The 12,286-nt window shown below is 69.0% G+C and carries 9 protein-coding genes; 6 read left to right on the top strand and 3 right to left on the bottom strand.

Going from position 1 to position 12,286, the window contains the following annotated elements:
• The first annotated feature begins 6 nt into the window (after nt 1-6).
• From ACAD63_RS00210 to ACAD63_RS00200, 3 genes are all read left to right on the top strand, one after another.
• Complete coding sequence (locus tag ACAD63_RS00210; protein WP_116320087.1) at nt 7-429, top strand: PaaI family thioesterase; 423 nt, start codon at nt 7-9, stop codon at nt 427-429.
• Nucleotides 429-1,346, top strand: coding sequence for a patatin-like phospholipase family protein (locus tag ACAD63_RS00205; RefSeq protein WP_135706179.1), 918 nt, complete (start codon nt 429-431; stop codon nt 1,344-1,346). The genes ACAD63_RS00210 and ACAD63_RS00205 overlap by 1 nt, the downstream gene beginning before the upstream one ends.
• 66 nt (nt 1,347-1,412) lie before the next feature.
• A complete protein-coding gene (locus tag ACAD63_RS00200) occupies nt 1,413-2,894 on the top strand; it encodes a dihydrolipoyl dehydrogenase family protein (protein WP_434033284.1) in 1,482 nt (493 codons plus the stop codon).
• A 23-nt stretch (nt 2,895-2,917) separates the two neighbouring features.
• Here the strand turns inward: ACAD63_RS00200 and ACAD63_RS00195 are convergent, their stop codons facing one another.
• Together ACAD63_RS00195 and ACAD63_RS00190 are read right to left on the bottom strand one after the other, a co-directional pair.
• Nucleotides 2,918-4,381, bottom strand: coding sequence for a sensor histidine kinase (locus ACAD63_RS00195; RefSeq protein WP_135706181.1), 1,464 nt, complete (start codon nt 4,379-4,381; stop codon nt 2,918-2,920).
• A gap of 28 nt (nt 4,382-4,409) precedes the next feature.
• On the bottom strand, nt 4,410-5,084 hold the full coding sequence (locus ACAD63_RS00190; RefSeq protein ID WP_063239986.1) for a response regulator: 675 nt from the start codon (nt 5,082-5,084) through the stop codon (nt 4,410-4,412).
• A gap of 316 nt (nt 5,085-5,400) precedes the next feature.
• Between ACAD63_RS00190 and ACAD63_RS00185 the strand changes: the two genes are divergently transcribed.
• Nucleotides 5,401-6,462, top strand: a complete 1,062-nt coding sequence (locus ACAD63_RS00185) for an ABC transporter substrate-binding protein (protein ID WP_205751643.1) — start codon at nt 5,401-5,403, stop codon at nt 6,460-6,462.
• A gap of 39 nt (nt 6,463-6,501) precedes the next feature.
• Here the strand turns inward: ACAD63_RS00185 and ACAD63_RS00180 are convergent, their stop codons facing one another.
• The gene (locus ACAD63_RS00180; protein WP_133096619.1) at nt 6,502-7,242 is read right to left on the bottom strand and encodes a TetR family transcriptional regulator; all 741 of its coding nucleotides are present in this window, start codon (nt 7,240-7,242) and stop codon (nt 6,502-6,504) included.
• Between the two features lie 568 nt (nt 7,243-7,810).
• Between ACAD63_RS00180 and ACAD63_RS00175 the strand changes: the two genes are divergently transcribed.
• Together ACAD63_RS00175 and ACAD63_RS00170 are read left to right on the top strand one after the other, a co-directional pair.
• Nucleotides 7,811-9,061 carry an efflux RND transporter periplasmic adaptor subunit gene (locus ACAD63_RS00175; RefSeq protein WP_135706182.1) on the top strand — a complete coding sequence of 417 codons (1,251 nt, stop codon included), beginning with the start codon at nt 7,811-7,813 and terminating at the stop codon, nt 9,059-9,061.
• Nucleotides 9,062-9,132: 71 nt separating this feature from the next.
• Nucleotides 9,133-12,285, top strand: a complete 3,153-nt coding sequence (locus ACAD63_RS00170; protein WP_434033283.1) for an efflux RND transporter permease subunit — start codon at nt 9,133-9,135, stop codon at nt 12,283-12,285.
• Nucleotide 12,286: the final 1 nt, after the last annotated feature.

Here is a 12,286-nt window from a genome sequence, read left to right as displayed (position 1 = left end):
ACCGCCATGTCTGAAGCATCACCGCAACTTGCCCTTGCCGACATCGACGCCACGCTGGAGCGCGTGCTGGCGCCGTGGGTGCGCCAGCTCGGCCTGCGGGCCGAAGCCGTCGATGCAAAAGGCGTAACGCTGCGCCTGCCTTTCAACGAATCATTTCGCCACGCGGGTGGCGTGGTCTGCGGCCAGGTGCTGATGTCGGCGGCCGATACCGCCATGATCGTTGCCGTCGCGAGTGCGCTCGGCGGCTTCCGCCCGATGACCACGGTCTCGCTCACCACCAACTTCATGCGTCCCGTGATCGACGGCGACGTGCTGGTGCGCGCCAACGTGCTGCGCCTGGGCAAGACCGTGGTGTTCGGCGAGATCGAGCTGACCGGCACCGACGGCAAGCTCGCGGTGCAGGCCACCACCACCTACGCGCTGCTCTGATGCCAGCCAGCGCGGGCACCAGTCCCGCCCATCCCGCCAATCCCTTCGACCAGGTCGTCTTTGCCGGCGGCGGCAACCGCTGCTGGTGGCAGGCGGGCTGGTGGGACATGGTCGCGCCCGAACTGCAGCTGCGTCCGCGGGTGATCGCGGCCATCTCGGCCGGCGCGGCCACCGCGTGCATGGTCTATGCGCATGACTCGCACCAGACCATGGATTACTACCGCGAGGTGCTGTCCAACAACCGCCGCAATGCCTACTGGGGCAACCTGCTGCGCAACGAGCGCGTGTTTCCCCACTACGGTATCTACCGCACCGCGCTGCTGACGATCTTTGCCGACGGCCGCCTGGCGCAGCTTCTACAGGCGCCCGAGATCCGCATCGGCGTGGCGCATATCCCGCGCTGGAGCGGTCCGCGGCTGGCGGTGGCCGCAGGCCTGCTGGCCTACAACATCGACAAGCATGTGCTCAAGACGCTGCACCCGCGGCTGGGGCGCAAGCTTGGCTTCCGGCCCGAGTTCGTGCGCGCGCAGGACTGCGCCTCGCCTGAGCAGCTGGCCGACCTGCTGCTGCAGTCGGCGTCGACGCCGCCGTTCACGCCGGTGCTGCGCCGCGACGGCCGGCCGGTGCTCGACGGCGGCCTTGTGGATAACGTACCGGTCGATGCGCTCGACACCGCGCCGGGCAATGTGCTGGTGCTGGTGACGCGGCTCTATCCGCGCCCGCGCCGTTTCGTCATCGAGCAAGGCGGCCAGCGCCGCCTGTACCTGCAGCCCTCGGAGCGCGTGCCGATCTCGAGCTGGGACTACACCCGGCCCGATGCCATGACGCACGCCTACGAACTCGGCCGCCGCGACGGGGAAACTTTCCTGCGCGAGTGGCCGTCGATCCTGAATACCGAACTGCGGCCGGCCGCCTAGCTTCGTGTTGTGGCACCGGCCCGATCGATTGTCGATGCGGCCCGCGTGCCGCGACAGGAGGCATGGATGACCGAGCGCAAGACAACCCCCACCGCAACGCAGGGGACCAACGAACCGAGGCGTGCCCGCCAGGTCAGCGCTGCGCCACCCGTCGAGCGCGTCCCGCGCGCCCGCGGCCAGGGAGGCAAGCGCCGCAACGGCAAGGCGCGCGACGCCGACCTGGTGGTGATCGGCGGCGGCTCCGGCGGCGTGGCCTGCGCGCGGCGCGCGGCGGCGCACGGTGCGCGCGTTATCCTGGTCGAGCGCGATGCCATCGGCGGCACCTGCGTCAACCGCGGCTGCGTACCGAAGAAGATGCTGTCGTATGGCGCCTCGTGGGCAGCGATCCTGTCGGGCTGCCTGTCGCACACCGGCGGGCACGAGGACTGGCGCGACGCGATCGTGCGCGTCAATGCCGAGGTGGCGCGGCTGAACGCGGGCTACACCCAGCGCCTGCATGAATCCGGCGTGGAGATACTGCGTGGCGACGCGCGCGTCACCGCGCCCGATGAAGTCCGCGTCGGCGACGAGACCATCCATGCGCGCCGCATCCTGATCGCCACCGGCGCGCGCCCGCGCCCGCTGGACGTGCCCGGCGGCGAACTGGCGGCCAGCTCCGACGATGTCTTTACCTGGCAGACCGTGCCCGCCTCGGTCGCGGTGATCGGCGGCGGCTATATCGGCGTGGAGCTGGCATCGATCCTGTCGCGCTATGGCGTCAAGGTCGACCTGATCGTCGCCGGCGACCGGCTGCTGCGGCATTTCGACCATGAGATCGGCGCTGCGCTGGCCGAGGCGCTGACGGCGCGCGGCGTGCGCCTGCATCTGAATGCCGAAGTCCACCTGCTCAGCCAGGCCAATGGCGCGGTGGAAGTCTGCTACCGCCCCACCGACCGCCCCGGCCAGACCGAGGCCGTGCGCGCGCAGGCCGCGCTGGCGGCGATCGGGCGCATCTCCAATGTGCGGGGGCTGGGGCTGGAAGAACTCGGCCTGGCCTTTGGCGACAAGGGCGGCATCCATGTCGACAAGCAGTACCGCAGCAGCGTGCGCAAGATCTATGCGGTCGGCGATGCCACCGACGGCTTGCACCTGACGCCGGTGGCGACCGCGCAGGGCCGCTGGCTGGCCGACCGGCTGTATGGCCGGCGCGGCGAGCGTGCCGACTTCGATTTCGTGCCCACCGCGGTGTTCAGCGAACCGGCCATCGGCGCAGTCGGCATGACCGAGGCGCAGGCGATCGCCGATGCCGGCAAGCCCGAGCGCATCCGCACCGTGGTCAAGCGCTTTGTCTCGCTGGAGAACCGCTTCGGCGGCACGGCGTACCAGAGCGTGTTCAAGCTGGTGCTGAACGCGCGCAGCGGGCGCGTGCTGGGGGTGCACCTGATGGACAACGCCGCGCCGGAGATCGTGCAGGCGCTGGCGGTGGCGCTGCGCCTGGGCGTGCGTGAATCGCACCTGCAGACCACGGTGCAGCTGCATCCGACGGTGGCGGAGGAGTTGTTCGGCTGAGCGCTATTGAGCGCTACTCGGGTTCAATCACCGACCGGCAGCTTCAGCACGGCGCGCACGCCAACGCCCTGCGCGCCGTCGCCCAGCTCCACCGTGCCGCCGAAGCGCGACGCCATCTCGCGCGAGATCGCCAGCCCGAGCCCCGAGCCGGGCTCGGCGTTGCCCACGCGGCGGTAGAAGCGCGCGAAGACCTTCTCGCGCTCTTCGGCCGGGATGCCCGGCCCGTCGTCTTCCACGACCAGGCAGGCCGTTTCGTCGTTGCGGCTTGCCGACAAGGTGATCCGGCTGCCGCGCGGCGAGTACTGGATCGCGTTGTGCACCAGGTTGGCCAGCGCCTCGCGCAGCAGGGCGGGATCGGCGCGCACCGGCAGCTTCAGCCCCGGCACCGGCTCCCAGCCGAAGTCCTGCTGCTTGCCGCGCGCCAGCGGCAGGTAGTCGAGCGCCACCTGCTCGGCCACGGCGACGGCGTCGATGATGTCGATGGCGTCGCTGGCCTCGCCCGGCTGTGCATTCTCGCCATGGTGCTGGCGTACCCGCGCCAGCGCCAGCAGCTGGTTGGTCAGCCGCGCGGCCTGCTCCAGCTGCGTGACGATGCCGCCCACGGCCTCGCCCGCGGCGCGGCGCGCGGCTTCCGGATCGGGGTCGCGCAGCTGGCGCTGGGCGTATTCGGCCTGCGTCTTCAGGATTGCCAGCGGCGTGCGCAGCTGGTGCGCGGCATCGGCGATGAACTGCGCCTGCGCCTGCGCCATTGCCGCCGAGCGCGACACGTGCAGGTTGACCGCGTCGACCAGCGGCCGCACCTCGGACGGCACGCGCTCGAAGGACAGCGGCGCGAGGTCGTCGGGCGAGCGCGCCTCGACGTCGTCGCGCACGCGCTTGAGCGGGCGCAGCACGTAAGTGACGCCGCCCACCAGGATCGCGGCGCTCAGCAGGATCAGCATCAGGTCGCGCGCCAGCGCGCTGCGCCACACCGTGGCGATCAGCGCGCTGCGCGGCTCGGCGGTCTCGGCAACCTGGATGATCACGCGCATGCGCGCATCGGGCCGGTACACGGGGCGCGCCATCACGCCGATGCGCACCGCTTCGCCCAGGTACTCGGTATCGTAGAAGCGCGGCTGGTTGTTGACGAGGTTGCCGGCGGGCAGCGGCAGGTCGTCGTAGCCGGTGATGGTCTCCACCTTGCCGGCGCGCTCCAGCGACACGCGGTAGTACACATGGGTCTGCGCCGCGCTCTCGAACATTTCCATGGCGGCGTCGGGCAGCGTGAGCTGGACGCTTTCGCCGGCCATGCCGATGGCGTTGTCGATGGTGCGGATCGAGCCGTACAGCGAGCGGTCGTAGGCCCGGTTGGCGGCGTCGCGCAGCGTGCCGTAGCTGAGCCAGGTGTCGATCGCCATCATCGCCGCCAGCGCCGGCACCAGCAGCAACAGCAGCTGGCGGCGCAGGCTGCCGCGCCGCCACAGCAGTATGGGATGGCGCGGACCCATGCGCATATTCCCTGCCATCCAGCGCATGTCAGCGCCCGGCCTCGGGCTCCAGCAGGTAGCCGAAGCCGCGCAGCGTGACGATGGTGACGCCGTGCCCGGCCAGCTTTTTGCGCAGCCGGTAGACCAGCACTTCGATCGCGTCGGGGGAGACGTCGGCGTCGAGCGAGAACACCTTGTCGAGCAGCTGCGCCTTGGTCAGCGGCTGGCCGCTGCGCGCCAGCAGCGCGCCCAGCAGCGTCGATTCGCGCGGCGTCAGCGCCAGCGGCTGGCCATCGAGCGTAAAGCTGCGCGTCTCGCCGTCGAACACCAGCGTGCCGCATTGCAGGCGCGGGTGCGCGCGGCCGCGGCTGCGGCGGATCAGCGCCAGCAGCCGCGCTTCCAGCTCGGCGATGGCGAAGGGCTTGGGCAGGTAGTCGTCGGCGCCGAGGTTGAGGCCGCGCACGCGTTCGTCGAGCGTGTCCTGCGCGGTCAGGATCAGCACCGGGGTGCGGTCGTCGCGCCCGCGCATCGACTTGAGCACGGCCAGCCCGTCCTTGCCGGGCAGGCGCAGGTCGAGCACGACCGCGTCGTATTCCTCGGCCTGCAGCCGTGCCTCGGCCTGCAGGCCGTCGGCGACGTGCTCGATCACGAATCCGCCCTGCTCCAGTGCGCGGGCGACCCAGCGTGCCAGTTCGACTTCATCCTCCACCAGCAGGATGCGCATGCCGGTCCTCCTCCTCTGCCGGTTGTGCATGGCGGCCCCAGCGCTATGGCGCGCCTGCCGCGGGCGCCTATAATAACCCCGCCCCGCCTGTCCCGGCGCGCCCGCTGCAGGGCCGTCCCCCCAGTTCCCGATCACCGTGCCCAAGCGTCCGCCCCAGCAGTCCGCTTCCATGCCGCCCGCGGCGCATGGGTCGCCCGCCCTTCCCGCATCACGTCACGCATCACACCCGTCACCCGCCTCACCGCGGCGCCGCCGGCTGGCCGGTGCCGCGCTGCTTGCCGGGACTTCGCTGTCATTGCCGCTTCAGGCCCAGTCCATGCTGCCGGCGCCGCCGCCGGGCTATCCGTCGGGGTATGACGCCACCATTGCCCGCGCGCTGCGCGAAGGCGAGGTGGTGGTCTATGCCTCGACCGACCTGGAAGTGGCGCAGCCGCTGATCACGGCGTTCGAGACGCGCTATCCCGGCATCCGGGTGCGCTATGAAGACCTGAACACCGTCGACCTGAACCAGCGCTTCCTCGCCGAAACCGCCGCGCTCGGCAGCGGCCGCCCGGCGCCGGGCGCGCGCTATGCCGACGTGCTGTGGAGCACCGCCATGGACCTGCAGATCAAGCTGGTCAACGACGGCAACGCGCAGCGCTACGCCTCGCCGGAGCGCGCCGGCCTGCCCGGCTGGGCGGTGTGGCGCGACGAGGCCTGGGGCACCACCTTCGAGCCCGCGGTGATCGTCTACAACCGCCACCACTTCGCCGGCATGCGCGCGCCGCGCAGCCGCACCGGGCTGGCGCGGCTGCTGCAGGAGAACGCGCCGCGCTGGCGCGGCAAGGTGGTGACGTATGACGTGGAGCGCTCCGGCGTGGGCTACCTGCTGGCGCAGCAGGACGCGCGCATGGGCAGCGAGTTCTGGTACCTGGCGCAAGCGCTGGGGCGCGCCGGGGTGCAGCTGTCGTCGTCGACCGCGGAGATGGTCGAGCGCATCGCCAGCGGCGAGCTGGTGATGGGGTACAACCTGCTGGGTTCCTACGCGCTGTCGCTGATGGAGCGCGGCGCGGCGATCGACGTGATCGCGCCGCGCGACTACACGCTGGTGATGTCGCGGGTGGCGTTTATCGCCAGGCGCGCGCCGCGGCCCAATGCGGCGCGGCTGTGGCTGGATTTCCTGCTGTCGCGCGAGGGCCAGGCGCTGCTGGCCAAGTCGACCACGCAGCTCTATACCATCCGCACCGATACCGACAGCGTGCACACCGCCGCGGCGCTGTCGGAGCGCCTGGGCTACGCGCTCAAGCCGATCAGCGTGGGGCCGGGCCTGCTGGCCGCGCAGGACACCCTGCGCAAGCGCGCCTTCCTGGCGCGCTGGCACGAAGCGGTGCGCGGCTAGCACCCAGGCCGGTTTCGGGGAGCCAGGGGAGTCAGGAGATCAGGGCACCAGGTCGCTGGTGTCCAGGCCCGCGGCTTCCTTCTGGCAGGCCTGCTCGCACAGCGTCGACAGTTCGTCGTCGAGCTGCGCCATCGGGCGCGGCACGTAGCCGAGCCGCAGCGCGGGGGACAATCTCAGGGTATCGATGAAGGCATCCGCCATGCGCTCGGCGTTGGCGTCGAGGTCGAAGTCCTCGGGCGAGAACAGCCAGTGCGCCAGCACGCCACCGATGCAGGCGTGGAACGCATTGACGGCGAGATCCAGGTCGAGGTCGGCCGGCAGCTGCCCGCGCTCGCGCGCCAGGCGCAGGTGCTCGCGGATCTTGACCAGGCCTTCCTTGTGCGACTGGCGCTGGCGCTCGAAGATGGCTCCGTTGTCCTGCACCATCTCGCACTTGTGGAAGATGATCTCGAAGACGCGGCGCAGGCGTGGGTTCACCACGGTCTGGCGCATCACGTAGGCGCAGATGTCGCGCACGCCCCCAAGGGGGTCTTCCTGGCGCGCGATCCGCTCCGGATCGCACAGCGCTTCCACGGGCAGGTGCACGCGGTCGCACATGGCGGCGAACACATCGCTCTTGTTCTTGAAGTGCCAGTAAATCGCGCCGCGCGTGACCCCCGCCGCCTCGGCGATGTCGGCCAGCGACGGCCGTGCCACGCCGCGGGCGTGGAACACGGTTTCGGCCGCGTCGAGAATCCGGTGGCGCGTCTCTAGCGCCTCTTCCTTGGTGCGTCTGACCATTTCTGTCTCATATGCCGGAGGCGCATGGACACGGTGTCCACGGTCCGGCGTGTTGAATCTCCCCGGTGCCGCGCAAGGTGCGCGGCGGGTCGTTGTCGTCACATGGCTATGTTGTCGCAAGCCCTTGGGTCCGACAGGACGGCGCGCATCCTAACCCGAGTCGGCGGTTTGCGCCGGATACCGGATCAGGTTGGCCGGCTTTTCGCTGGGATCCGATGGTTCGCATCGGACCCGCCCGGCGTGATGTGAAAGCCCCTGCTGATGAATCGACTTTAACATACATGCTTGAATGTATATATAATACGCGCTCGCCCGGCTTTCGGCCAGCCGCCCCCTGTGACATAGCCAGCACCCTGGGCGACTCCTTGCGCAGGCCAGCCGGACGGCAATCCAGTCGTCATATAAAAGCCACCGTTCGTCGTATTCGTCACCGCGCCGACGCGATTTGTGGCTAGCATCACGCTTTTATCCGCTGCAAATATTGCGGCGGGCTGCGTCGTTTTCGCTTTCCTGAGATGTCAGGCCGGGGCGATGCGGCAGATCTCAAATTGCCATCATGGGGTTATCGATGAGGAAGTCCCAACATATCAGTCGCGTTGCCACTTTTGCAGCCGCTGCGCTGTCGGCGCTGGCGCTCACTGCCTGCGGCGACAAGAAGGCCGAGGGCGGTGCCCCGCCCCCGCCGGAAGTGGGCGTGGTCACCGTGACGCCGTCGCCGGTCGCCGTCGTCAATGAACTGCCGGGCCGCCTGGAAGGCGTGCGCACGGCCGAAGTGCGCGCTCGCGTCGAAGGCATCGTGCTGTCGCGCAACTACACCGAGGGCGGCGAAGTGAAGGCCGGCCAGGTGATGTTCCGCATCGACCCGGCGCCCTACCAGGCCGAACTGTCGTCGGCCCAGGCCGCGCTGCAGCGCGCCGAGGCCAACGCCGTCACTGCGAGGCTGAAGGCCGAGCGCTACAAGCCGCTGGTGGCCGTCAACGCGGTCAGCAAGCAGGAATACGACGACGCCGTGGCCGCCGCCGGCCAGGCCAACGCCGACGTGGCATCGGCCAGGGCCGCCGTGCGCACCGCCCAGATCAACCTGGGCTACACCACCGTGACCGCGCCGATCAGCGGCCGCGCCGGCCGTGCGCTGGTGACCGAGGGCGCGCTGGTGGGCAAGGGCGAGGCGACCAAGCTGGCGCTGGTGGAGCAGGTCGACCCGATGTGGGTCACCTTCACCCAGCCGGCCTCGGAAGTCACGCGCCTGCGACGCGCCATCGAGTCGGGCGCCGTCAAGGGCGTCAACGGCGGCGCCAACGTGCACCTGTACGTGGAAGACGGCCGCGAGTACGAGCACACCGGCAAGCTGCTGTTCTCGGACATGACGGTCGACCCGACCACCGGCGCGATCACGCTGCGCGCGCAGTTCCCCAATCCGAAGCGCGAGCTGCTGTCGGGCACCTTCGTGCGCGTGAAGATCGAGCAGGGCGTGGATGAGAACGCGCTGACCGTGCCGCAGCGGGCGCTGATCCGCGGCGCGCAGGGCGCCACCGTGCTGGTCGTTGGCAACGACGGCAACGTCGCCTCCGTGCCGGTCAAGGCGCCGCAGGCCATCGGCGACCGCTGGATCGTGACCGAAGGCCTGAAGGGCGGCGAGAAGGTGATCGTCGAGGGCCTGCAGAAGGTCAAGGTCGGCGCGCCGGCCAGGCCGGTGCCGTTCGTGCAGGCGGGTGCCTCGGCGCCGGCCGCCATGCCGGCTGCGGCTTCTGCTGCCCCGGCCTCGGCCCCCAAGGCCGAAGCGAAGCAGGAAGCGAAGGCCGAGGGCAAGCAAGGCTGAAACCGCCGCGCCGCGGCGGCTGAAGCCAGCCGCCGCGGCACACAGGGCTAGACAAAGAGGGAGCCAGTCTTATGGCCAAGTTTTTTATCGACCGGCCGGTGTTCGCGTGGGTGCTCGCGCTGATCATCGTGCTGGGCGGGATATTGTCGATCATGCAGTTGCCGATCGCGCAATACCCGAACATCGCGCCGCCTACGATCTCGGTCACGGCCACCTATCCGGGTGCGTCGGCCAAGACGCTGGAGGATTCCGTCACCTCGGTGATCGAGCAGGAGCTTAACGGCGCCCCCAACCTGCTCTACTACAACTCGACCAGCGAATCGACCGGCCTGGCGACGATCACCATCGCGTTCGCGCCCGGTTCCAACGTCGACCTGAACTCGGTCGAGGTGCAGAACCGCCTCAAGCGCGTGGAAGCGCGCCTGCCGGCGGAGGTGCGCCAGCAGGGCGTGCGCGTGGACAAGGCCGGGAACAACTACATGATGTTCCTGACCGTGTCGTCCAAGTCCGGCACGGCCAGCGCGATCCAGCTCGGCAACTATGTCTCGGCGCAGGTGATCGACTCGATCCGCCGCGTGCCGGGCGTGGGCCAGGCCGACCTGTTCGGCACCGAGTACGCCATGCGCATCTGGCTGGACCCGTCCAAGCTGACCGGCTACAACCTGACGCCGCTGGACGTGACCGCCGCGGTGAGCGAGCAGAACGTGCAGGTCGCCGTGGGCGAACTGGGCGGCACGCCCTCGCCCAAGGGCACCGAGCTGAACGCCACCGTCACCACCGAAAGCCGGCTGTCCACGCCCGAGCAGTTCAGCAACATCCTGCTGCGCACCAACCCCGACGGTTCGTCGGTGCGCATCAAGGATGTGGGCCGCGTGGAACTGGGCGGCGCCGACTACTCGACGCTGGCCCGCACCAACGGCAAGCCGTCGGCGGCCATCGCCATCAAGCTGGCCCCGACCGGCAACGCGCTGGCCACGGCCACCGCGGTGCGCGCCAAGATGGAAGAGCTGTCGAAGACCTTCCCGGCTGACTACCAGTACACGGTGCCTTACGACACCTCGGCCTTCGTCAAGATCTCGATCGAGGAAGTGATCAAGACGCTGCTGGAAGCCGTGGTGCTGGTGTTCCTGGTGATGTACCTGTTCCTGCAGAACTTCCGCGCCACCATCATCCCGACGCTGGTGGTGCCGATCGCGCTGCTGGGTACGTTCGGCGCGCTGCTGGCGTTCGGCTTCTCGATCAACGTGCTGACCATGTTCGGCATGGTGCTGGCGATCGGTATCCTGGTGGACGATGCCATCGTGGTGGTGGAAAACGTCGAGCGGATCATGAGCGAGGAAGGACTCTCGCCACGCGAAGCGACACGCAAGGCCATGGGCCAGATCACCGGCGCCATCGTCGGCATCACGCTGGTGCTGACCGCGGTGTTCATCCCGATGGCATTCTTCTCGGGCTCGGTGGGCAACATCTACCGCCAGTTCTCGCTGTCGCTGATCGCCTCGATGGCGTTCTCGGCGCTGCTGGCGCTGACGCTGACCCCGGCGCTGTGCGCGACGCTGCTCAAGCCGGTGGAAGCCGGCCATCACCATGAGAAGAAGGGTTTCTTCGGCTGGTTCAACCGCACTTTCGCTACCGCGTCGACCGGCTACCAGGGCGTGGTCGCGCGCATCCTCAAGCGCACCGGCCGCTACCTGATCATCTACGCGCTGATCATCGCCGGCGTGGTGGTGCTGTTCAAGCGCCTGCCGTCGTCGTTCCTGCCCGATGAAGACCAGGGCTACATGATCACGGTGGTGCAGCTGCCCAACGGCGCCACGCAGGACCGTACCATCGGCGTGCTCAAGCAGATCGAGGACTACTACCTGCAGAAGGAAAGCAAGGTGGTGGACCAGATGATCACGGTGGCGGGCTTCTCCTTCTTCGGCCGCGGCCAGAACGGCGGTATCGCGTTCGTGCGCCTGAAGGACTGGAAGGAGCGCACCGGCGAGGGCGAGAACGCGCAGGCGCTGGTGGGCCGTGCCTTCGGCGCGCTGTCGTTCATCAAGGACGCGATCATCTTCCCGCTCAATCCGCCGGCGATCGCCGAGCTGGGCAACTCCTCGGGCTTCGACTTCCGCCTGCAGGACCGCACCGGCCAGGGCCACGCCAAGCTGATGGAAGCGCGCAACATGATGCTCGGCATGGCCGCGCAGAACCCGGTGCTGATGGGCGTGCGCCCCGAAGGCCAGGAAGACGCGCCGCAGCTGCAGATCGACATCGACCGCGAGAAGGCGCGAGCGCTGGGCGTGTCGGTGGCCGAGATCAACTCGACGCTGTCGATCGCGTTCGGCTCCAGCTACGTCAACGACTTCATCTATGAAGGCCGGGTGCGCAAGGTGATCGTGCAGGCCGACGGCGCCGACCGCCGCCTGCCGGATGACCTGACCAAGCTGCGCGTGAAGAACAGCAACGGCGACATGGTGGCGTTCGCGGCGTTTGCGACGTCCAGGTGGATCATGGGCTCGCCGCGCCTGGAGCGCTACAACGGCATGCCGGCGGTGAAGATCGCGGGCCAGGCCGCGCCGGGACGCAGTACCGGCGAGGCCATGCGCGCGATGGAAGAGAACTTCGCCAAGCTGCCGCCGGGCTTCGGTTTCGAGTGGTCGGGCCAGTCGTATGAAGAGCGCCTGGCCGGCTCGCAGGAACCGATCCTGTACACGCTGTCGCTGATCATCGTGTTCCTGTGCCTGGCCGCGCTGTACGAGAGCTGGTCGATCCCGTTCTCGGTGCTGCTGGTGGTGCCGCTGGGCGTGCTCGGCGCGCTGCTGGGCGTGACGCTGCGCGGCATGCCCAACGATGTGTACTTCAAGGTGGGCCTGATCGCCACGATCGGCCTGTCGGCGAAGAACGCCATCCTGATCGTGGAATTCGCCAAGGACCTGCAGGCGCAAGGCAAGGGCCTGGTCGAAGCCACGCTGGAAGCGGTGCACTTGCGGTTCCGCCCGATCCTGATGACGTCGATGGCATTCATCCTGGGCGTGCTGCCGCTGGCGATCGCCACCGGCGCGGGCTCGGGCAGCCAGCGCGCGATCGGTACCGGCGTGATGGGCGGGATGATCACGGCCACGGTGCTGGCGATCTTCCTGGTGCCGGTCTTCTTCGTGGTGGTGCGCAAGCGCTTCAAGGGCAGCCAGCGCCAGCGCATGCTGGACAAGAAGTGGCATGACCCGCAAGAGGAAATCTGAC

Origin of the sequence: Cupriavidus sp. a3 (assembly GCF_051015765.1) — a bacterium.
Classification (GTDB): Bacteria; Pseudomonadota; Gammaproteobacteria; order Burkholderiales; family Burkholderiaceae; genus Cupriavidus; species Cupriavidus oxalaticus_A.
Note: the sequence above shows the minus strand (reverse complement) of the source record. Positions and strands in the feature narration are given on the sequence as shown.

Coding starts and splice junctions, on each gene's coding strand:
- ACAD63_RS00190 (WP_063239986.1), bottom strand. CDS start 5,084: ATGCGCATCCTGCTGGTGGAGGATGAAGTCGAACTGGCACGCTGGGTC.
- ACAD63_RS00205 (WP_135706179.1), top strand. CDS start 429: ATGCCAGCCAGCGCGGGCACCAGTCCCGCCCATCCCGCCAATCCCTTC.
- ACAD63_RS00195 (WP_135706181.1), bottom strand. CDS start 4,381: ATGGGTCCGCGCCATCCCATACTGCTGTGGCGGCGCGGCAGCCTGCGC.
- ACAD63_RS00210 (WP_116320087.1), top strand. CDS start 7: ATGTCTGAAGCATCACCGCAACTTGCCCTTGCCGACATCGACGCCACG.
- ACAD63_RS00200 (WP_434033284.1), top strand. CDS start 1,413: ATGACCGAGCGCAAGACAACCCCCACCGCAACGCAGGGGACCAACGAA.
- ACAD63_RS00180 (WP_133096619.1), bottom strand. CDS start 7,242: ATGGTCAGACGCACCAAGGAAGAGGCGCTAGAGACGCGCCACCGGATT.
- ACAD63_RS00170 (WP_434033283.1), top strand. CDS start 9,133: ATGGCCAAGTTTTTTATCGACCGGCCGGTGTTCGCGTGGGTGCTCGCG.
- ACAD63_RS00175 (WP_135706182.1), top strand. CDS start 7,811: ATGAGGAAGTCCCAACATATCAGTCGCGTTGCCACTTTTGCAGCCGCT.
- ACAD63_RS00185 (WP_205751643.1), top strand. CDS start 5,401: ATGCTGCCGGCGCCGCCGCCGGGCTATCCGTCGGGGTATGACGCCACC.